This is a genomic window from Azohydromonas australica DSM 1124 (assembly GCF_000430725.1).
GTDB lineage: Bacteria > Pseudomonadota > Gammaproteobacteria > Burkholderiales > Burkholderiaceae_C > Azohydromonas > Azohydromonas australica.
The window spans coordinates 43,579-62,679 of the sequence record NZ_AUMO01000064.1 but is presented as its reverse complement, the minus strand read 5'-3'; the positions used below and the strand labels follow the sequence as shown (position 1 = coordinate 62,679).

The window sequence follows — 19,101 nt, the reverse complement described above, 5'->3', positions numbered from 1 at the left end:
CAAGGCGTGTCGCCGAACCTGGACTTCTCGGACATCGACGACATCCGCCGCACCGTCGAGCACTGCAACCAGCTGCCGGTGCCGGCGCGCCACCCTTACGCGGGCGACCTGGTCTACACCTCCTTCTCCGGCTCGCACCAGGATGCGATCAAGAAGGCCTTTGCCGCGCGCCGCGACGGCGACGTCTGGGACATGCCTTACCTGCCCATCGACCCGCAGGACCTGGGCCGCAGCTACGAGGCAGTGATCCGGGTCAACAGCCAGTCGGGCAAGGGCGGCATCGCCTACTTGCTCGAAAGCGACTACGGCCTGCAGTTGCCCCGTCGGTTGCAGATGGAGTTCAGTCGGGCCGTGCAGCAGGTGATGGACGACCAAGGCAAGGAACTCACGTCCACGGACCTCTGGTCATTGTTCGAGCTCGAATACCGCATCGGCCACGTGCAAGTGGTACATCAAGCGATGGAAGAAACTGCGGACGGACGAATTCGCCTTCAGGCCGAGGTGGTGGCGCAGGGGCAGCGTTTTTACGTGGCGGGAGAAGGCAACGGGCCTGTCGATGCCTTCGTAGATGCCATCGGCCGGGTTAGCGGCGAGGCGGTGCAGGTGCTCGACTACCATGAGCACGCCATCGGCTCCGGTGCACAAGCCCAAGCGGCGGCGTATCTGGAACTGCGCATTGGTGCCTACCCGACGCGCTTTGGCGTCGGGATCGACGCCAACATCGTGAGCGCTTCCATGAAGGCCGTAGTCGGCGCGATGCTGCACCTGGGTGTGCTGCAGCCCACCGCCCTGTCCATGGCTGCAGCAGCCGCATGATCCGCATGAGGCAATTCACGAAGTGCCTTCCATGGGAGGGTCGCTGACCCGATATGCGGCGGCACGCCGTGTCTACACACGGTGTGCCGACCGCAACGACTAGAACTGGTGGCGCACGCCGATGGCAACCGTCTTCGCACGGGGATCGCCCGTGCCCACGGCACCGGCAGCCTGCTGTGCTGCACCGGCACCGAGGGCGTACACCGAGCCATTGGAATTGCTCACGGTCCCGGCGGAGCCGTAGAGGATGGTGCGCTTGGAAAGCGCGTACTCCGCGCCAAGCGCCACCCACGTGGCGTCGCGGTCACCCGGGTTGACGGAATAGACCGAGCGATCGGAGATCCGCACGGCTTGAGCGATCGCCACCAGCGGTGCGGAAATGGGCACCCGAACGCCCACATTGATCAAGCGGAACTCGCTGGCGTTCGCACCCGTCACGCCCGCAGCACGGGCCAGTGCGCCGGTGCAAGTCACGCAGCTGTTTTTCTCGTCGATATAGCCGGCGAAAGCCTTGACCACGCCAAAGTCATAGCTGCCCCCCGCCGAATAGGACCGGACCTCCCCATTCGCGTTGCCGGCGCCATTCTGCCGGCCGTAGGACAGAATGAAATCGACGGGACCATTCGCATACCGGGCAGATGCACCATAAGCTCGGCCGATGCTGGTCGAACCCTCCCCTGCTGCGATCTGCGCCCTGAATTCCAGCCCACCCCAGTTTGGAGACAGGTAATTAACCGAATTATCGTTGCGTGCATTGATCAGCATGGGCAACACCTGCTGAGTGGTCGTACCGCTGCGCGTGATGGCGGACAAGCCGCCGACTTGTGCATAACCGAACGCATCCAGCACCACCGTCGATAAATAGTAGGGCGTCGGATTCCGACCCAACGAGACGGTGCCAAGCGTCGCAGAGGACAAGCCGACCGATGCCTCGCGGCCGAACAGGCGGCCACCCTGGCCCAGGGTGCCGTCATCAATGTTGAAGCCGCCTTCGAGCCGGAATACCGCCTTCAAACCACCACCCAAGTCCTCGGATCCGCGCAATCCCCAGCGGCTGCCCATCAGGCCGCCAGAGATCACGCGCGTCAAGGTGCCCTTGCCGGCATTCGAGACCTCCACGGCCGCATCGGCGATCCCGTACAAGGTGACATTCGAGCCGACATTGCTCTGTGCAGCTGCGGAAAATGCGGTCAACGCGCCGGCCAGTATAGCGACGCCGCGGAAAATGGAAGTTTTTTGCTTCAAGGTCTTGTCTCCAAGTTTAATAATAGGCAGGGTCGCCTGGAAAATTCGGCATTGCGCCGAGATGATTCACATATACCCTTCTCGCCAAATTCATACCCAGAGATCAAGGCACGCCCAATTCCCTTGATTCCAGGAAGCTATTGGAGAGACCAATAATTCGAGGAAGTGGCAGCTGAAAAGGAAAACAAGCCAGCTCCCGGGGTATGTTCTGTACATCAAGACGTACTGCGCAGCCCGCCTCGTTGCAGCACCCGCTCAGCCAGCCGAATCACCGGCAAGTCGATCATCCGGCCGTCGAGGCTGAACGCAGCGCCGCGATGCAACTGCGCGCCGGCCACGACGCGACCGGCCCACTCGAGTTCCGCCGCGGTCGGCGAGAACGCCGCGTTCACGGCGTCAGCCTGCGCCGGGTGAATGCACAGCTTGGCGGTGAAGCCCAACGCTCGCGATCGCAATGTGTCTACCTGCAGGCGAGCGCCGTCCGCAATGTTCGCGGTCACGCCGTCGACCGGAGGCGGCAGCGACGCCCGACGGGACGCCGCGACGAGTTGCAGCCGCACCGACATCAGCTCAGGTTCGTCGGGCGTGCACTGCAGCCCGAGGTCGAGCTGGAAATCCAGATGCCCGAAGATCAGGCGGGCGACCTGCGGCACCCGCGCTATCTCGTCGACGGCGTCGAGTCCAGCCAGCGATTCCACAAGTGGCAGTACTCGGGCATCCGGCCCAATCGCGGTACCGATCGCCTGCAGGGCCGTCGCAGCCTCGGCCTTGGGCACGACCACACCGGACAGCGCCCGCATCGATCCATCCGCGAGGCATCGCAGATCGTCGCCGTGCCAGGGTGTATCCACGCTATTGATGCGCACGAGCAGGCGCGCAGCTGCTTCGGCAGCCAGGTGCGGCAAGGTATTGGCGAACGCGTCACGCGCGGCCGACTTCTGCTCGGCGGGAACCGCGTCTTCGAGGTCGACGATGACCAGATCCGCGCTCGAGGCCAGCGCCTTGGCCAGGCGTTCCGGGCGCGAGGCCGGCACGAACAGCAGGCTCCGGCCACGGCCAATGATGTCCCGGGGATCCGCAGCTTTCATCATGCCTCCTCCGCCCAGCCGATCTCGGCCTGCATCGTCAGCCAGCCTTCGTGGTCCTGCGCCCACAGGCGCGCGCCCAGCCCGTCCGCTGTGGGTTCGCCGCACAGACGGAACGGATGCAGGTCGGTCGTCGGCCGCACGGCGCGGAACTCGAAACGGTTGACGCGCGCCTGCGGCCGCTCGTGGCGCGCCAGTTCGGCCAGCAACAGCGCAAGCAGCGGGCCGTGGACGATCAAGCCCGCATAGCCCTCCGCCTCGGTCGCGTACGGCCGGTCATAGTGGATACGGTGCGCGTTGAATGTCAGGGCCGAGAAGCGGAACAGCAGTGTCGGATCCGGTGTGATGACGCGCGTCCATGCTGCATCGCGCGGTGCCGCCTGCGGCGCTGGCAACGGCTCGCCGGCCACCGGCGCAGCGCGGTAGACGATGTCCTGCTCTTCGACCAGGACCGTGCCGCTGTCCGCGTCGGTCTCGTGGCACAGCGTCACGAAGACGAGGTCGCCGCTGCGTCCCGCCTTGTGCGCGACGGATTGGATCGTCGAGCGGCGCTGCAGCGTGTCGCCCAGGCACACGGCGCCCTGCCAGCGCAGACGCCCCCCCGCCCACATGCGCCGCGGCAGCGGCACCGGCGGCATGAAGCCGCCCAGTCGCGGATGTCCGTCGTCATTAAGCACGGACTGCGCAGCACGCGGCAGGAAATAGAGCCAGTGCCACAGCGGCGGCAGCCCGCCTTCGGCGCCGGCCGGCACCGCTTCGAGATCCAGCGTGGCCGCGAGGCCGCGTGCAGGGGCCTCGGCGATTTGCTCCTGCAGCGTCTCGCTGCAGCCTTCCCAGCCGCGCAACTGCATGATCGTCTCTGCCGGGAGCCGAGACGGGACGCAAGTGATGTCACTCATCTGCCGCTGCCTCACCCGCGCGCCTCGCGCAGCAGGTTGCGCGCGATGACGATCTGCTGGATCTGCGTCGTGCCCTCGTAGATGCGGAACAGGCGTACGTCGCGGTAGAAGCGTTCGATGCCGTATTCGCTCATGTAGCCGGCACCGCCGAAGATCTGTACGGCACGATCGGCCACGCGGCCGCACATCTCCGAGGCGAACATCTTCGCGCACGACGCCTCGGTGCTCACCGGCAGGCCGTCGTCGCGCCGCCGCGCCGCGTCGAGCACCATGCAGCGCGCGGCGTAGATCTCGGCCTTGCTGTCGGCAAGCATCGCCTGCACGAGCTGGAATTCGGCAATTGGCTGGCCGAACTGCTTTCGATCCATCGCGTAACGCAGCGCCTCGTCCAGCATCCGCTCAGCGACCGCCACGCAGATGGAGGCAATGTGGATGCGACCCTTATCAAGCACTTTCATCGCGGTCTTGAAGCCGCGCCCCTCGACGCCGCCAATCAGGTTTTCGGCCGGCACCCGGCAGTCCTCAAAGATCACGTCGCAGGTGTGCGCGCCCTTCTGCCCCATCTTCTTGTCGCGCTTGCCGAAGCTGATGCCCGGCGTGCCCGCCTCAACGATGAAGGCCGAGATCCCGCCGGCTCCCTTCTCGGCGGGATCCGTGCGCGCCATCAACGTGAAGAGTCCGGCCTGCGGCGCATTCGTGATGAAGCGCTTGGTTCCGTTGACAACGTAATGGTCCCCATCGCGACGAGCCGTCGTGCGCAGCGAGGCGGCATCCGAGCCAGACCCGGGCTCCGTGAGCGCGAACGACGCGATCAGCTCGCCTGCAGCCATCCGCGGCAGGTACTTGCGCTTCTGCGCCTCGGTGCCGTCAAACAGGATGCCCTGCGAGCCGATGCCGACCGTCGTGCCGATCAGCGAGCGGAACGCCGGTGACGCCCGGCCGAGCTCCAGCATGGCCAGCACTTCCTCTTCCATCGTCAGCTGAAGCCCGCCGTATTCCTCGGGCACGGTGAGCCCGAAGAGGCCGAGCGCCTTCATGTCGCGCACGACGTCGTCGGGAATTTCGTCGGTCTCGGCCACCACCTCCTCGTTGGGGATCAGCCGCTCGCGCACGAAGCGGGCGATGTTGTCGAGCAGGAGGTTGAGCGTTTCGCGGTCGCGGATCATGAGCGGACGATGGTCAAGGTTTAGACGATCCGGCCTTACAGGCTGCGGACCAGCTCAGGCACGGCGCTGAACAAGTCAGCCTCGAGCCCGTAATCGGCGATGCTGAAGATTGGCGCTTCCGGATCCTTGTTGATCGCGACGATCACCTTCGAGTCCTTCATGCCCGCCAGGTGCTGAATGGCTCCCGAAATGCCCACCGCGATGTACAGCTGCGGCGCGACGACCTTGCCCGTTTGCCCGACCTGCCAGTCGTTGGGCGCGTAGCCGGCGTCGACCGCGGCACGGCTGGCCCCGAGCGCGGCGCCCAGCTTGTCGGCCAGCGGCACGAGGACTTCATTGAACCTGTCGCTCGACCCCATGGCCCGGCCGCCCGAGACGATGATCCTGGCGCTCGTGAGCTCAGGGCGGTCCAGCTTGACGATCTCGGCGCCGACGAAGCTGGAGAGTCCACTGTCGGCCACCGCTGCGACCGCCTCGATCGGCGCGCTGCCGCCCGCGGCGCCGGCGGGATCGAAGCCCGTGGTGCGCACGCTGATCACCTTGATCGGGTCGCTCGACTGCACGGTGGCGATCGCATTGCCAGCGTAGATGGGACGCTCGAAGGTATCCGCACTGACGACCCGGGTCGCGTCGCTGATCTGCGCGACGTCCAGCAGCGCGGCGACGCGCGGCGCGACGTTCTTGCCGTGCGCCGTGGCCGGAAAGAGCAGGTGCGTGTAATTCCGCGCCACCGCGACCACCTGCGCGGCCACGTTTTCGGCGAGCTGTTCGGCCAAGCTCGGCCCGTCGGCGTGCAGGACCTTGGCGACGCCCGAGATCCGGGTCGCGGCCTCTGCCGCGCCGCCGGCATTGGCACCGGCGATCAGCACGTGCACCTCGCTTGCGCAGGCGAGTGCTGCCGTCACGGCATTCAGGGTCGCAGGCTTGAGGGTGCCGTGGTCGTGTTCGGCAATGACGAGAGAGGCCATGTCAGATCACCTTCGCTTCGTTCTTCAGTTTGGAGACCAGCGCGGCCACGTCGGCCACCTTGATGCCGGCCGCGCGCTTGGGCGGCTCGGCGACCTTCAGCGTGTTGATGCGCGGCGCCACGTCGACGCCCAGGTCCGCCGGCTTGACGGTCTCCAGCGGCCGCTTTTTTGCCTTCATGATGTTGGGCAGCGTCACGTAGCGCGGCTCGTTCAGGCGCAGGTCGGTCGTGACGACGGCAGGCAGCTTGAGGCGGACCGTTTCGAGTCCGCCGTCGACCTCGCGCGTCACCGACACCGCATCATTGCCGGCCAGGTTGATCCTGCTGGCGAAGGTGGCCTGCGGCATCCGGGTGAGCGCGGCGAGCATCTGCCCGGTCTGGTTGCAGTCGTCATCGATCGCCTGCTTGCCGAGGATCACGAGGCCCGGCTTCTCCTTGTCGGCGATCGCGGTCAGCAGCTTGGCGACCGCCAGCGGCTGCAGTTCCTCGCCGGTTTCCACCAGGATCGCTCGGTCGGCACCGAGGGCCAGCGCGGCGCGCAAGGTCTCCTGGCAGGCTGCGACGCCGCACGAGACAACGACCACCTCGGTGGCCACGCCCTTCTCCTTCAGCCTCACCGCCTCCTCGACGGCGATTTCGTCGAAGGGGTTCATGCTCATCTTCAGGCCCGCGGTCTCGACGCCGGTGCCGTCGGCCTTGACCCGCACCTTCACGTTCGAGTCGACCACGCGCTTCACGCCCACGAGAATCTTCATCGTTGCAAATCTCCGTCCATGGTTGAATGTGTCGGGCCCGCGCGGCCCGGTCGAACCGCCGTCAGGCGCTCTCGAAGATCGCGGCGATGCCTTGGCCGCCGCCGATGCACATCGTTTCCAGCCCGTAGCGGCCCTGGCGACGCTTCAGCTCGTGCAGCAGCGTCGTCATGATCCGCGCGCCCGTGGCACCGACCGGGTGGCCGAGCGAGATGCCCGAACCGTTCACGTTGAGCTTGTCGTCGAGCTCGTCCATCGACGCGCCCCAGCCCTTGACGCAGGCGAGCGCCTGCGCCGCGAATGCCTCGTTCAGCTCGATCAGGTCCATCTGTCCCAGCGTCAGGCCGGTGCGCTGCAGCAGCTTGTGCACCGCCGGCACCGGGCCGATGCCCATGCGCGACGGCTCGCAGCCCGCTGCCGCCCAGCCGACCAGCCAGCCGATCGGCTCGAGCTTCAGCTCGGCGAGCTTGTCCTCGGCCACCACCAGGCAGGCCGCGGCCGCGTCGTTTTGCTGGCAGGCATTGCCGGCGGTGACCGTACCGTCCTTCATCACCGGCTTGAGCTTCGCCAGGCTCTGCAGCGTGGTGTCGGCACGGATGCCTTCGTCGCGGTCGACGAACAGCGGCTCTCCCTTGCGTTGCGGCACGCCGACCGGCACCACCTCGTCGCCGAAGCGTCCGGACGCCCACGCGGCCGCCGCTCGCTGTTGGCTGCGCAGTGCGAACGCATCGGCGGCGTCGCGCGTGATGCCGAAGTCGCGCGCCAGGTTCTCGGCCGTCTCGATCATGCCGCTGATGCGGCCAAAGCGTTCCTCAGGCTGCGAGCGCTCCCTGCCGCGGTCGAGCCGGTCGTGCAGCTTGACCGAGCCGGCACGCGCGCCCCAGCGCATGTCGGTCGTGTAGTACTCGACCCGGCTCATGCTCTCCACGCCGCCGGCCATCACCACGTCGGCCGCGCCGGTCTGCACCATCATTGCCGCGGTGGCGATGGCCTGCAGCCCGCCGCCGCAGCGGCGATCCAGTTGCATGCCGGAAACCTCGATCGGAAAGCCCGCCTGCAACGCGATCCAGCGTCCAGTGCAGGGCGTCTCGCCGCTGGCGTAGCTCTGCGCGAAAACCAGGTCGTCGATCCGCGCCGGGTCCAGCCCGCTGCGCTCGGCGACGGCGCGTGCGACGATGGCGCCAAGCTCCTCGACCGGAACGCTCTTCAGGGCGCCGCCGAAGGCACCGATCGGCGTGCGCAGCGGGGCAACGATGGCTGCTCGTTTCATGGACGTTCTCCTCAGATTGATTCAGCCGTAGCGGCCACCGCTGACGTGCAGCACCTCGCCGCTGATGAAGCCGGCCCGCTCGCTGGCCAGGAAGGCCACCGCATCGGCCACGTCCTCGGGCTGGCCTGCGCGCTTGATCGGCTGGGCCTGGATCGCGCGCTCCTTGATCGACTCGTAGGTTGGCAGCGCGCGGACCATCTCGGTGTCCATGAACCCAGGCGCGATGCAGTTGACGGTGACGCCGTAGCGGCCTTCCTCAATCGCCAGCGCCTTGGCCATGCCGATCAGCCCGGCCTTCGCGGCCGAATAGTTGGCCTGGGTCGGATTGCCGAGGTGCGCGCGCGAGCTGATGTTGATCACGCGGCCCCAGCCCTGCTCGATGAAATGCGGCATCACCGCGCGGGTGGCGAGGAAGGCGCCCTTGAGCATCACGTCCATCACACGGTCCCAGTCGTCCTCGCTCATCTTGACGAGGTACTTGTCGCGCGGCATGCCCGCGTTGTTGACCAGCACGTGCACGCCGCCGAAGGTGGCGACCGTCTCGTCCACCAGCCGCTGCACCTCGGCCGCGCGCGTGATGTCGCCGACCACGCAATGCGCCTGCAGCCCCGCCTGCTGCAGCGCCTCGGCAGTCGCGTGCGCCAGTTCGGCCTGGATGTCGGTGACGACCACCTTGGCGCCCTCCTCGGCGAGCCGCCGTGCCATCGCTGCCCCCAGGCCGCGCGCCGAGCCGGTGACGATGGCCACCTTGTCTTTCAGTCCCAAATCCATCTGTCGATCCCTCGTGATCAGTGCAGGTCGACGCGGCCGTGGTTGAGCACGACCACGCTGCGTTCGATGGCGGTCGTGCGCAGCGACACCACGCTGCCATCGACCCAGAGTTCGGTGCGCAGCGTGTCGCCGGGCAGCACCGGTGCGGTGAAGCGCACACGCATCGCCGCGAAGCGCTGTGCGTCGTAGCCGAGCAGTGCGCGCAGCACTGCGTGCGCCGCTATACCCATCGTCGCCATGCCGTGCAGGATCGGGCGCTCAAAGCCGGCCGCGCGCGCCACGGCGGGGTCGGCATGCAGCGGATTCAGGTCGCCGCACAAGCGGTAGATCAATGCGGCCTGCGCCACGGTTGGCAGGTCGCAGACGTGGTCCGGGGTCCGCGGCGGGATGGCATGCGGTGCGGGCGGCGTGCCCTCGCTGCCGCCGGCGCCGAAGCCGCCGTTGCCGCGCAACAGCGTCAGCTGCGTCACGGTGGCGAGCAGGCCGCCGTGGAGAGCGTCCCGCAATTCACGCGTCTGCTGCATGAAGGCGCCCTTTCCCTCGCCGCGATCCCACAGCGCCGACACGCGGTTGTGTCCGACAACAGTGCCCTGCGCCGGCAGCGGCGCATGCAGCACGATCTGCTGCTCGGCGTGGACCAGCCGCGTCCAGTCGATGCCGGTATCGGCCTCGCGCGCCCAGAATCCCGGATAGGCCAGCACGTTGACCAGCGTCGGCAGCGCCTGCAGCGAAGCGCCGTCCGCGCCTTCGTAGACGTAGCGCAGTTGACCAACGTCGAGCGGGTCGGCGCCCAGGCCGACACCCAGCGCATACAGCTGCGCATCGCAGCACTCGTAGCGGTGCGCAATCGGCGCGAACTTGCGTGCCAGCAGGCGACGCGGGTCCATTCCGGCGCGCGGCGCAGGCCGATCAGCGACCATCATGGGCGCCCTCCTCTACCATGCCGCGTGCCGCGCCGCTGGCAAGCATGGCCTGCACTTCCTGCGCCTCCATCCCGTACTCGTTCAGCAGTTCCGCCGTGTGCTCACCCAGCCGCGGCGCGGGGAAGCGCAGTTCGGGCGTTGACTCGCTCCAGTCCTGCGGGATGCCGATGCTGCGGATCCGGCCTTCGCTCGGGTGCTCCTCCTCGCGGAAGAAGCCGACGGCGCGCATGTGCGGATCGTCGAGCAGCGTCTCGGGCGTGTTCATCTCGATGATCGGGATGTCGGCCTCGGTCAGCAGCGCAACCCATTCGGCTGTCGTGCGGGTCTCGAAGGTGCGGGCGAGGAACTCGTAGAGATCGGCGATGTGCTGAGTACGTCCAGCGATGTCGGCATAACGCGGATCGGCCGCCATCTCGGCGTGGCCCGTCACCTCGAAGAAGCGCCGCCAATGCTTGTCGTTGTAGACCTGCACGCCAACGTAGCCGTCCTGGGTGCGGTACGGACGGCGCTCCGCACTCATCATGCGCGCGTAGCCCCAGTCGCCGATCGGAGGAACGTAGCTGTGGCCGTACAGGTGGTCGCCCATCACGAAGTGGGCGAAGGTCTCGAACATCGGCACCTGCACCGCCTGGCCACGGCCGCTCTTCTCGCGGTGGTACAGCGCCATCGAGACCGCCGTGCTCAGCGCCATGCCGACCACGCGATCGGCAATCGCCGTCGCCACGTACGAAGGCGGCCCGGACTTGCGCGCCTGCAGCACCGGCATGCCGACCGCCGCCTGGATCAGGTCGTCGTATGCGGGACGCCCGGCGTACGGCCCGCGCTGGCCGAAGCCGAATGCGCCGCAGTAGATGACGCGCGGGTTGATCTTCTGCACGTCCTCGTAGGCCAGCCCCAGCTTGGCCATCGTCTTGGGCCGCAGGCTGTAGATCAGCACGTCGGCCGAAGCCAGCATGCGCTTGAGCGCGGCCACGCCGTCCGGGTGCTTCAGGTCCAGCACCATGCTGCGCTTGTTGCGGTTCAGGTGCAGGAAGATCGGGCCCATGCCCTTGTGGCGCGACGGCCCGATGCCGCGCGTCGTGTCACCCTCGGGCGCTTCAATCTTGCACACGTCCGCGCCCATGTCGGCGAGCAGCAGCGAGGCATAGGGGCCCATGAAATTCGACGTCAGGTCCAGGACCCGAACGCCCGCAAGCGGACCAGGCATGTCGATTACTCCGGCTGGATGTTCAGGGTCTTGAAGAGCTGCTGCCAGACGGCCATCTCGTCGTGGATGTCCCTGGCGTAGGCCTCCGGCGACGAGTTCACTACCGTCGCATCAAGCCTGTCTTCGACCTCCTTGCGGAAGGCCGGGTCGTTGAGGACGGCCGCCACGTCGCGGTTGACCTGCTCGACGACACTTGCCGGCGTGCCCTTGGGCAGGAAGAAGCCCGTCCACAGCTGCGGCACATAACCCTTGTAGCCCACGGCCTCTTGTAGCGTCGGCAATTTCGGCAGCTGCGGATAGCGCTGCGCGGCGAGCGCGGCGATCGGCACGACGGCGCCGTTGGCGAAGTACGGTCTGATCGATGCCGGGTTGTTGATGATGAACTGCGCGTCGTTGCGCATCAGCGCCAAGTTGGCCTGGCCAACGTTGCTGTAGTTCACCGCGACGTAGTTGAGGCCCAGCTGCTGGTTGAGCACGCCCAGCGTCAGGTTGAAGACGGAAGTCGGGCCGAGGCCGGCGAAGAAGATGCCCTTTTCGCTCTTCTTGCTGAGCGCGACGAGGTCCTTCAACGAGCCGGCTTGCTTGGCCGTCTCTGCGTTGACCGCGATGACCAGCTGGTAGTTGAGCACTCTGCGGACCGGCATCAGGTCGACCTCGGGATCGAACTTGAGGCCCTTGACCAGGAACTTGGAGAGGAAAGAACTCTGCGTGCCCAGCAGCAGCGTATGGCCATCGGTGGCGCGAACGACGGCCTCGGTCCCCAGCACGCCGCTCGCCCCAGGCCGGTTGTCGATGATGACGGGCTGCTTCCAGCGTGCTTCCAGCTTGGGGCCGAGCATGCGCGCGAGCGTGTCGCCCGACGAGCCGGGACCGATCGCGAGCACGATCTTCACCGGCTGCTTCGGCCAGGCGTCGGCATGGGCGGCGGGCGCGGCACCGCAGACCCCGGCGAGGGCAGCGAGCACGGTGCGTAGCCAGCGGCGCCGCGTGCGGGAATGAGTGAGGGCAGTCATGCAGGTCTCCTGGATTGTTCTGGTACGAATGCGAAGTCGACCCGACGGCGGGCTCGCCGCGCCGGACCGTCGGATCGGGAATTACCGCCCCGGCGGGCAGAGGGCCGGACGCTCAGGTGCTGCGGTACAGGGTCACGACGCAGGCACCGCCCAGGCCGATGTTGTGCTGCAGGCCAATGCGGGCGCCCTCGACCTGGCGGCGCCCGGCCTGGCCGCGCAGGTGCCAGACCAGCTCGGTGCACTGCGCTAGGCCAGTCGCGCCCAGCGGATGGCCCTTGGACATCAGGCCGCCCGAGGGGTTGACCACGTACCGACCGCCGTAGGTGTTGTCGCCATCGGCGATGAACTTCTCGGCGCCGCCCTCGGGGCACAGGCCCAGGCCCTCGTAGCTGATGACCTCGTTCGGAGTGAAACAGTCGTGCAGTTCCACCACGTCGACGTCCTCCGGGCCGATGCCCGCCGTGTCGTAGACCTGCTGCGCCGCGCGGCGCGTCATGTCGGCGCCGACCAGGTTGATCAGGTCGAGCTTGCTGGCATCGGTATCCGTCGTCATCGCCTGGGCCGCGATCTCGACGGCCTTCGTGATGCCGTGCCGCGCGGCGAATTCCTCGCTGCACACGATCGCCGCCGCCGCGCCGCAGGTCGGCGGGCAGGCCATCAGCCGCGTGAGATGGGGATACATGGGCGTCGCGCTCATCACCTCGTCCACCGTCAGCGGCTTGGTGAACAGCGAGTACGGATTGTTCACGGCGTGGCTGCGCGTCTTCACCGCCACTTTCGCGTAGATGTCCGGATTGGCGCCGTAGCGCTCGATGTAGGCGTAGCCTGCCCCGCCGAAGGCTTTGATGGCGCGCGGCGCATCCTGCGGCAGGCCGGGGGCCAGCTCGCTCTGCCGCTCGTAAATCCAGCCCACCGGCGAGGTTCGGTCCCCGAACGCGCTGGCCAGCGCGCCGGGCTTCATCTCCTCGAAGCCGAAGGCCAGCGCGCACTCGACGATGCCAGCCTCCACCGCCTGCCGCGCCAGGAAGAGCGCCGACGAGCCCGAGGCGCAGTAGTTGTTGAGGTTGAAGACCGGGATGCCGGTCATGCCCACGCCGTAGGCCACGCGCTGGCCGCAGGTGCTGTCGCCGTAGACGTAGCCGGCGAAGGCCTGCTGCACCTCCTCGTAGCCGATGCCGGCGTCCTCCAGCGCGCCCTGGATGGCCTTCGCGCCCATCACCTCGTAGGGTTCATGCGATCCAGGCTTCGCGAACTTCACCATGTTGACGCCGATGATCTGGGCCTTCTTGCTCATGTTCAGTCCTTCGTCGTCAGTGGATCAGGTGCAGGTCGCTTTCGTCGACCTCCAGCACGATGCGCAGCACGGCCTGGCACATGGTCTTGCCCGTGAAGTCGCTGCGCAGGCTGCGCGTGGCGCCTCCACCCAGCGAGTTGCGCAGCACGAAATTCATCGCGTGCAGGGTCGGTACCTCGTAGCGGTCCACGCGGCCCTTGACCATCTCGCCGAAGAACGCCTTCACGCGCTCGGCCGTCAGGTGCTTTTGCAGCAGCGGGTAGAAGCGCGGATCCTTGGCGATGACGGCGATGTTGCTGATGTCGCCCTTGTCGCCGGATCGGGCGTAGACCACGTCTTTCAGTTGAATGCTGGCCACTTCAAAGCTCCCGGATCTCGATGTTCTGGACGACCTGCTCGCGCGCGATCAGCGTGGGCCACAGCGCGAACACCTCTCGCGGCGCCGGCGTGTTCAGCTGCCCGGTGGAGCCGATCGGGCCGGTGCCCATCAGCATCACGCACTCGCGGGCGACCTTGCCGGCTTCACTGCGGTCGCTGCATTTCGCGGCCACGCGGATGCGCACCTCGTTGATGTTCTCGTCCGGCTCTGGAGACGCCGACCAATGGCAGGAATCGACGCCGATCATGTCGAAGCGCACCTCGTCGGCCTTCAGGTCGACCATCTCGAAGCGCTTCTTGATGATCTCGAACGAGCGCCGGGCCTTCGCCACCGCGTCCGGCCAGGTGACCGATGACTCGACCTCGCCGATGTAGCCGTCCATGTAGGCGATGCCCGCCTTCAACGTGGCTGGCGCGGGCTTGCCCTTGGCGCCCCAGACCTTCACGCGGTCCTTGGCAACTTCTTCCATCTGCACGTGGGTGAAGTCCGTGACGACCTCGGGCATCAGGTAATTGCCCGGATCGTGCACTTCGTACAGCAGGTGCTCGGTCAGCGTGATCTTGTTGATCAGGCCACCCGTGCCGTCCACCTTGGTGATGAACAGCTCACCCTCCTCGTTGACCTCGGCGATCGGATAGCCGATGTTCCAGGGCTCGGGCACTTCCTTCCACAGGCCGGTGATACCTCCAGAGCAGGCCGCACCGCACTCGATCAGATGGCCGGCAGTGATGCCGATGGCCAGCTTGTCCCAGTCGTCCCACTTCCATCCGAACTCGTGCACCAGCGGCGCGAGGATGGCGGCGTCGTCGGTCGCGCGGTCGGAGATGATGATGTCGCAACCCTGCTGCAGCGCCTTGACGTAGCCGTACGCGCCGGAGTAGACGTAGGAGCCGACGATGCGGTTGCGCACCTCGCCAAGATCGTCATCGCCGTTGTCCAGGTTGGTGAACTTCACGCCCTGGTCCAGCAGTTCCTCGACCTTCTTCTGGATGTCGTTCGTCGTGACGATGCCGACCTTCAGCTTCGTGATGCCGATCTCCCTGGCCGCGGCCAGGATGGTGTCGGCACACGCTTGCGGATTGGCTGCCCCTGCGTTGGTCAGGATCTTGATGCCTTTCTCGAGGCAGATTGGCAGCACGCCGCGCACCACCGCGCGGATCGCGGGCACGAAGCCCTGCGCCGGGTTCTTCTGCCGCATCTTCTGCAGCAGCGGGATGGTCGGCTCGCCGAGGAAGTCGTAAGCGAGGTACTGCACGTTGCCGTGCTTCGCGATCTCAATCGCCGGGTCGAGGTTGTCGCCCCAGAACCCGCTGCCGGAGCCCACGCGGATGGTCTTCATAGTGCTCAGCCCTTCGGTGCCGGAAGCGTCGAGGCCACCAGCGCGTCGAGGTCCGCGCGCCGGCGCAGCATCAGCAGGCTCCACTCGCCTTGCTGCACCACGTCGCCGTCCTGGTTCAGCACCTGCATCAGGAACTGGATCACGCCGTACTTCTCGTCCTTGACCTTCTTGCCGATCACGGTGGCCTTAGCGAACACGGTGTCGTCGATCAGCACGGGCTTCAGGAAGCGCATGTTGTCGATGCCGTAGTTGGCCTGGATGCCGAGGCCGAACTGGATCAGGCCGGTGGCGATGGAGTAGGTGAGAGCGCCCTGCACCAGGCGCTTGCCGAAACGTGTCTTGGAGGCGTACAGGGTGTTGGAGTGGATGGCGATCCAGTTGCCGGTCAGCGCGCAGTAGTTCACCACGTCGGTCTCGGTGATGGTGCGGCCACCGGAGTTGAAGACCTGGCCTTCTTCAAGTTCGTCGAAGGTCTGGTAGATCTGGTTGTTGATGAGGCTCATGCTCGTCTTCCTCAGTTCAGGCGCAGCGACTTGGCGATGATGGTGCGCTGGATCTGCGACGTACCGCCGCCGATGGTGCACTGGATGGATTCGCGCAAGTAGCGCTCCATGTCGGCCTCGGGCAGGTTGGCGAAGCCGCCGAGAATCTGCATGCCGTCGAGCGCGCACTGCTTGAGCGTTTCGGAAGCGAACAGCTTGGCCATGGATGTCTCGGTCGGAGCGGCCTTGCCTTCGTTCTTGGCCACTGCCGCGCGGTAAACCAGCAGACGGGCCGCATCGACACGGGTCTGGTTTTCCGCCAGCATGTGCTTGAGCACCTGGAAGTTGAAGATCGGCTGGCCGAACTGCGTGCGCTGGTGCGCGTAGCGGTTGGCGTTGCTCACGGCCTCCTGCGCGTTGCCGACGTAGGCGGCGGCGACGGCGCAGCGCTCCAGCTCCAGGTGATTGAGGATGATCTCGTGCCCCTGGCCTTCGACGCCGAGGATCGCATCGCCGGGCACTACGACGTTATCGAGGAAGATCTCGGTGGTTCCGGTCGCGTGGCGCGACAGCGTGGGCAGCTTGTTGATGACCATGCCCGGGGTGGTGTTCGGGATGAGAACCATGGACAGGCCACCGTGCTTGTCGTTCATGTCAGTACGCACGAGCATCGCGATGACGGTGTCCTTGGCATGCGCGCCCGAGCAGTACAACTTCGAGCCGTTGATGACCCAGTCGCCGTCAGCGTTCTTCTTGGCATGGGTCTTCGTCGCGAACACGTCCGAGCCTGCGTTAGGCTCAGTCATCGACACGGAGAAACGGATCTTGCCCTCGATGAAGGGCTTGATGTACATGTCCTTCTGCTTCTGCGAGCCGTACTTGGCGATGTTCATCGCGGTGAAGGTCGGCACCAGGATCGCGGCGGCGAAGTCGAAGCCGTACTTGCCCAGGCCCTCGGACATCAGCACGTAGTCGAAGACGCTGCCGCCGACGCCGCCTTCCTCCTCGGAGAACAGCAGGCCGAGCCAGCCTTGCTGGGCAATCTTCGCGTAGGCCTCGTACGGGTAGTCGCGGTTCATGTCGCACTTGCGGATGTACTCGACCGTGACCTCGTTATCCATGAACTTGTTGACCGTGTCGAGCCACATCGTCTGGGACTCGTCGAGGAAGTTCGACATCTCTGCATCTCCTTCGTGCTGATCGGGGTGGGTGGCGACTTTTTTGTCGTCTGTTCGCCTTGACGTGGAACGAAGCGTAGGGGGCGCCCCCGGGGCAGCCAAGTTGCAATTTCCGAAGCGGGAATTCGGCGGCTCCGAACCGCGCGGCATTCGGCGCCGTCGAATCGGTGCCTCCGGTTCGGTCAATTGACCCTGGGAATGCGGCCTCCTACCGTCTGTCCAAACTTCACTGAAAGGCCTTAGGTCATGAATTCCATGAACGGCAAGGTGGCCATCGTCACTGGGGGCAGCGGCGGCATTGGCAAGGGTGTCGCGCTGCAACTCGCGGCGCGTGGGGCACGCATCGTCATCAATGGCCGCAACGAAGAGCGTGCCCGGGCAGTGCTGGAGGAGGTCGCACGCTTGGGCAGTGAGGGCTGCTTCGTTGCCGGCGACGTGCGCTCCCGATCCGACATGGAGGCGGTGGCTGCGCAGGCCGTGGTGCGCTTTGGCGGCATCGACATCGTCGTGCCGAGTGCCGGCGGCCACGACGACGAGGCCCGCGACCCGGCCGTGCGTGGCCCGTTTGCCGACATTGACTTGGCACGCGCGACGAACTTCGTCGCCCAGGCACTGGCGGGCAAGCTGATGGTCGTGCAGGCCGCCGTCGCGCACATGCGCAAGCGCGGCGGAGGCAGCGTGGTCTTCGTGACCTCGGAAGGCGGACGAACGCCGACCCCCGGCCAAACGGCGATGGCCAGTTTTTCCGGCGGGCTGATCATGGCGAGCAAGGTGCTGTCGAAGGAGCTTGCCCGCGACCGGATCCGGGTCAACTGCGTCTGTGTCACGGTGGTTCGCGACAGCCCCTCGTGGGCAGCCGCCTTCGACGGCGAAGGCGGCGTCTCCGATCACCACCGCAAGCAGTACGAAAAGATCGTCGCCGGTGCGCCGCTCGGCGTCGCCGCACCGCAGGACATCGGCGGCGTGGTCGCCTTCCTGGCTTCCGAAGACTCGGCTTATCTCACCGGCGCGACGTTGAGTCCGACCGGTGGCCTGACGATCCACTGAAACCCAACGGGAGCTGCACCATGACTGGACCTCTGGCGGGCATCCGCATCATCGACCTCACGTCAAACTTCATGGGGCCCTATGCCTCGCTGCTGCTCGCCGACATGGGCGCGGACGTATGCAAGGTCGAGGCGCCCGAGGGAGACACCACCCGCGCCGTCGGCCCAAGTCGCCACAAAGGGATGAGCGCCATCTTCCTGCACCTGAACCGCAACAAGCGCAGCATGGTGCTGGACCTGAAGAACCCAAGCGGGATCGCCGCGTTGAAGCGCATGCTGCGCTCGGCCGACGTGCTGCTCTACACCTTGCGGCCGCAGGCGATGGCGAGGCTGGGCCTGAGCCACGAGCAGGTGTGCGAGCTGAACCCGCGCATCGTCTACTGTGGCGGTTTTGGCTTCGGCCAGCGCGGCCCCTATGCGGCACGGCCCGCGTACGACAACCTGATCCAGGCCGCGGTCGGCGTGCCGATGGTGCAGGCGCGCAAAACCGACGGCCCGCCCACCTACGTCGGCACCGCGATCGCCGATCGCATCGTCGGCATGGCCATGAGCAACGCAGTGCTCGGCGCGCTGGTCAGCCGAGCGCAGACGGGCCGCGGCCAGGCGGTGTCGGTGCCGATGTTCGAGACCTTTGCCCACTTCACGATGGGCGACCACATGTACGGGCATACCTTCGTTCCGTCGCTGGGCGACTGGGGTTACGAACGCATGACGAACCCGCAGCGCCGGCCCTTTGCCACTGCCGATGGGCACCTCAGCGTCGAGGTCTACACCGACAGGCATTGGCAGCGCCTGTTCCACGCCGTCGGCCGCCCGGAGATGGCACAGGACGTCCGGTATGTCGATGTGCACGCCCGCGCCCGGCATATGGGCGACTTGTATGCGTTCCTGACCGCCATCTTCTCGACCCGCACGAGCGCAGAATGGGTCTCCCTGCTGGCCGAAGCGGACATCCCGGTCACCGCGATGAACACACCCGAGACGCTGATCGACGATCCGCACATGCGCGCCGTGGGCTTCTTCGCCGAGGAGGAGCACCCGAGCGAAGGCCGAATCCGCAGCATCGGTATCCCGCAAGAGTGGAGCGAAACTCCGGCGGCCCTGCGCTATCCGGCACCGCGTCTTGGCGAGCACACCGCCGAAATACTGCACGAGTATGGCTTTGGCACGGACGAGGTGAGTGCGGTGCTGCGTGCCGGCGGCGCCCGCGTCGCGACCGATTCCGCCTCGGCCGACTGAGACGGCCAGGTTTGAGCCGAAGCTCGAACG

At 66.5% G+C, this 19,101-nt stretch carries 19 protein-coding genes; 3 read left to right on the top strand and 16 right to left on the bottom strand.

The window, feature by feature from the left end; translation table 11 throughout:
- The coding region (locus H537_RS42305) for an alpha-isopropylmalate synthase regulatory domain-containing protein (RefSeq protein ID WP_043458557.1) at nt 1-816 on the top strand (816 nt) is incomplete at its 5' end.
- A 99-nt stretch (nt 817-915) separates the two neighbouring features.
- On the opposite strand, the gene H537_RS0111015 is transcribed toward H537_RS42305, so the two are convergent.
- The 16 genes from H537_RS0111015 to H537_RS0110940 all read right to left on the bottom strand — a co-directional run bounded on the left by H537_RS0111015 (nt 916) and on the right by H537_RS0110940 (nt 16,786).
- Nucleotides 916-2,061 (bottom strand): porin, encoded by a 1,146-nt coding sequence (locus tag H537_RS0111015; protein ID WP_238446658.1) that lies wholly within the window; start codon nt 2,059-2,061, stop codon nt 916-918.
- Between the two features lie 215 nt (nt 2,062-2,276).
- Nucleotides 2,277-3,149, bottom strand: coding sequence for an HpcH/HpaI aldolase/citrate lyase family protein (locus H537_RS0111010; RefSeq protein WP_028997968.1), 873 nt, complete (start codon nt 3,147-3,149; stop codon nt 2,277-2,279).
- Complete coding sequence (locus H537_RS0111005; protein WP_238446657.1) at nt 3,149-3,997, bottom strand: HTD2 family dehydratase; 849 nt, start codon at nt 3,995-3,997, stop codon at nt 3,149-3,151. Before H537_RS0111005 ends, H537_RS0111010 begins: the two co-directional genes overlap by 1 nt.
- Nucleotides 3,998-4,056: 59 nt before the next feature.
- Complete coding sequence (locus H537_RS0111000; RefSeq protein WP_028997966.1) at nt 4,057-5,211, bottom strand: acyl-CoA dehydrogenase family protein; 1,155 nt, start codon at nt 5,209-5,211, stop codon at nt 4,057-4,059.
- A 35-nt stretch (nt 5,212-5,246) separates the two neighbouring features.
- Entirely contained in the window at nt 5,247-6,179 is a 933-nt protein-coding gene (locus tag H537_RS0110995) for an electron transfer flavoprotein subunit alpha/FixB family protein (protein WP_028997965.1), read from the bottom strand.
- Between the two features lies 1 nt (nt 6,180).
- On the bottom strand, nt 6,181-6,933 hold the full coding sequence (locus H537_RS0110990; protein ID WP_028997964.1) for an electron transfer flavoprotein subunit beta/FixA family protein: 753 nt from the start codon (nt 6,931-6,933) through the stop codon (nt 6,181-6,183).
- A gap of 61 nt (nt 6,934-6,994) precedes the next feature.
- Entirely contained in the window at nt 6,995-8,200 is a 1,206-nt protein-coding gene (locus tag H537_RS0110985; RefSeq protein ID WP_028997963.1) for an acetyl-CoA C-acetyltransferase, read from the bottom strand.
- 21 nt (nt 8,201-8,221) lie between these two features.
- On the bottom strand, nt 8,222-8,971 hold the full coding sequence (locus tag H537_RS0110980; protein WP_028997962.1) for an SDR family NAD(P)-dependent oxidoreductase: 750 nt from the start codon (nt 8,969-8,971) through the stop codon (nt 8,222-8,224).
- A 17-nt stretch (nt 8,972-8,988) separates the two neighbouring features.
- Nucleotides 8,989-9,894: a MaoC family dehydratase gene (locus H537_RS0110975; protein WP_156901605.1), complete on the bottom strand. Its 906-nt coding sequence runs from the start codon at nt 9,892-9,894 to the stop codon at nt 8,989-8,991.
- Nucleotides 9,881-11,101, bottom strand: coding sequence for a CaiB/BaiF CoA transferase family protein (locus H537_RS0110970; RefSeq protein ID WP_028997960.1), 1,221 nt, complete (start codon nt 11,099-11,101; stop codon nt 9,881-9,883). The genes H537_RS0110975 and H537_RS0110970 overlap by 14 nt, the downstream gene beginning before the upstream one ends.
- 5 nt (nt 11,102-11,106) lie before the next feature.
- Entirely contained in the window at nt 11,107-12,114 is a 1,008-nt protein-coding gene (locus tag H537_RS0110965) for a Bug family tripartite tricarboxylate transporter substrate binding protein (protein WP_028997959.1), read from the bottom strand.
- Between the two features lie 112 nt (nt 12,115-12,226).
- Nucleotides 12,227-13,408, bottom strand: coding sequence for a lipid-transfer protein (locus tag H537_RS0110960; protein ID WP_028997958.1), 1,182 nt, complete (start codon nt 13,406-13,408; stop codon nt 12,227-12,229).
- A gap of 16 nt (nt 13,409-13,424) precedes the next feature.
- The gene (locus tag H537_RS0110955) at nt 13,425-13,766 is read right to left on the bottom strand and encodes an AtuA-related protein (RefSeq protein ID WP_028997957.1); all 342 of its coding nucleotides are present in this window, start codon (nt 13,764-13,766) and stop codon (nt 13,425-13,427) included.
- A 1-nt stretch (nt 13,767) separates the two neighbouring features.
- The gene (locus H537_RS0110950; RefSeq protein ID WP_028997956.1) at nt 13,768-15,126 is read right to left on the bottom strand and encodes an acyclic terpene utilization AtuA family protein; all 1,359 of its coding nucleotides are present in this window, start codon (nt 15,124-15,126) and stop codon (nt 13,768-13,770) included.
- Between the two features lie 5 nt (nt 15,127-15,131).
- Complete coding sequence (locus H537_RS0110945) at nt 15,132-15,629, bottom strand: MaoC family dehydratase (protein WP_028997955.1); 498 nt, start codon at nt 15,627-15,629, stop codon at nt 15,132-15,134.
- A gap of 11 nt (nt 15,630-15,640) precedes the next feature.
- On the bottom strand, nt 15,641-16,786 hold the full coding sequence (locus H537_RS0110940; protein ID WP_028997954.1) for an acyl-CoA dehydrogenase family protein: 1,146 nt from the start codon (nt 16,784-16,786) through the stop codon (nt 15,641-15,643).
- Between the two features lie 246 nt (nt 16,787-17,032).
- Here H537_RS0110940 and H537_RS0110935 point away from each other — a divergent pair, with 246 nt between their 5' ends.
- Together H537_RS0110935 and H537_RS0110930 are read left to right on the top strand one after the other, a co-directional pair.
- Nucleotides 17,033-17,833 carry an SDR family NAD(P)-dependent oxidoreductase gene (locus H537_RS0110935; protein ID WP_028997953.1) on the top strand — a complete coding sequence of 267 codons (801 nt, stop codon included), beginning with the start codon at nt 17,033-17,035 and terminating at the stop codon, nt 17,831-17,833.
- Nucleotides 17,834-17,853: 20 nt separating this feature from the next.
- The gene (locus H537_RS0110930; RefSeq protein WP_028997952.1) at nt 17,854-19,071 is read left to right on the top strand and encodes a CaiB/BaiF CoA transferase family protein; all 1,218 of its coding nucleotides are present in this window, start codon (nt 17,854-17,856) and stop codon (nt 19,069-19,071) included.
- The last annotated feature ends 30 nt before the right edge of the window (nt 19,072-19,101 follow it).

Excerpts from the sequence above, each read along its gene's own strand:
- H537_RS0111010 (WP_028997968.1), bottom strand. The coding sequence starts at position 3,149 with ATGAAAGCTGCGGATCCCCGGGACATCATTGGCCGTGGCCGGAGCCTG.
- H537_RS0111005 (WP_238446657.1), bottom strand. The coding sequence starts at position 3,997 with ATGCAGTTGCGCGGCTGGGAAGGCTGCAGCGAGACGCTGCAGGAGCAA.
- H537_RS0111000 (WP_028997966.1), bottom strand. The coding sequence starts at position 5,211 with ATGATCCGCGACCGCGAAACGCTCAACCTCCTGCTCGACAACATCGCC.
- H537_RS0110995 (WP_028997965.1), bottom strand. The coding sequence starts at position 6,179 with ATGGCCTCTCTCGTCATTGCCGAACACGACCACGGCACCCTCAAGCCT.
- H537_RS0110990 (WP_028997964.1), bottom strand. The coding sequence starts at position 6,933 with ATGAAGATTCTCGTGGGCGTGAAGCGCGTGGTCGACTCGAACGTGAAG.
- H537_RS0110985 (WP_028997963.1), bottom strand. The coding sequence starts at position 8,200 with ATGAAACGAGCAGCCATCGTTGCCCCGCTGCGCACGCCGATCGGTGCC.
- H537_RS0110980 (WP_028997962.1), bottom strand. The coding sequence starts at position 8,971 with ATGGATTTGGGACTGAAAGACAAGGTGGCCATCGTCACCGGCTCGGCG.
- H537_RS0110975 (WP_156901605.1), bottom strand. The coding sequence starts at position 9,894 with ATGATGGTCGCTGATCGGCCTGCGCCGCGCGCCGGAATGGACCCGCGT.
- H537_RS0110970 (WP_028997960.1), bottom strand. The coding sequence starts at position 11,101 with ATGCCTGGTCCGCTTGCGGGCGTTCGGGTCCTGGACCTGACGTCGAAT.
- H537_RS0110965 (WP_028997959.1), bottom strand. The coding sequence starts at position 12,114 with ATGACTGCCCTCACTCATTCCCGCACGCGGCGCCGCTGGCTACGCACC.
- H537_RS0110960 (WP_028997958.1), bottom strand. The coding sequence starts at position 13,408 with ATGAGCAAGAAGGCCCAGATCATCGGCGTCAACATGGTGAAGTTCGCG.
- H537_RS0110950 (WP_028997956.1), bottom strand. The coding sequence starts at position 15,126 with ATGAAGACCATCCGCGTGGGCTCCGGCAGCGGGTTCTGGGGCGACAAC.
- H537_RS0110945 (WP_028997955.1), bottom strand. The coding sequence starts at position 15,629 with ATGAGCCTCATCAACAACCAGATCTACCAGACCTTCGACGAACTTGAA.
- H537_RS0110940 (WP_028997954.1), bottom strand. The coding sequence starts at position 16,786 with ATGTCGAACTTCCTCGACGAGTCCCAGACGATGTGGCTCGACACGGTC.
- H537_RS0110935 (WP_028997953.1), top strand. The coding sequence starts at position 17,033 with ATGAATTCCATGAACGGCAAGGTGGCCATCGTCACTGGGGGCAGCGGC.
- H537_RS0110930 (WP_028997952.1), top strand. The coding sequence starts at position 17,854 with ATGACTGGACCTCTGGCGGGCATCCGCATCATCGACCTCACGTCAAAC.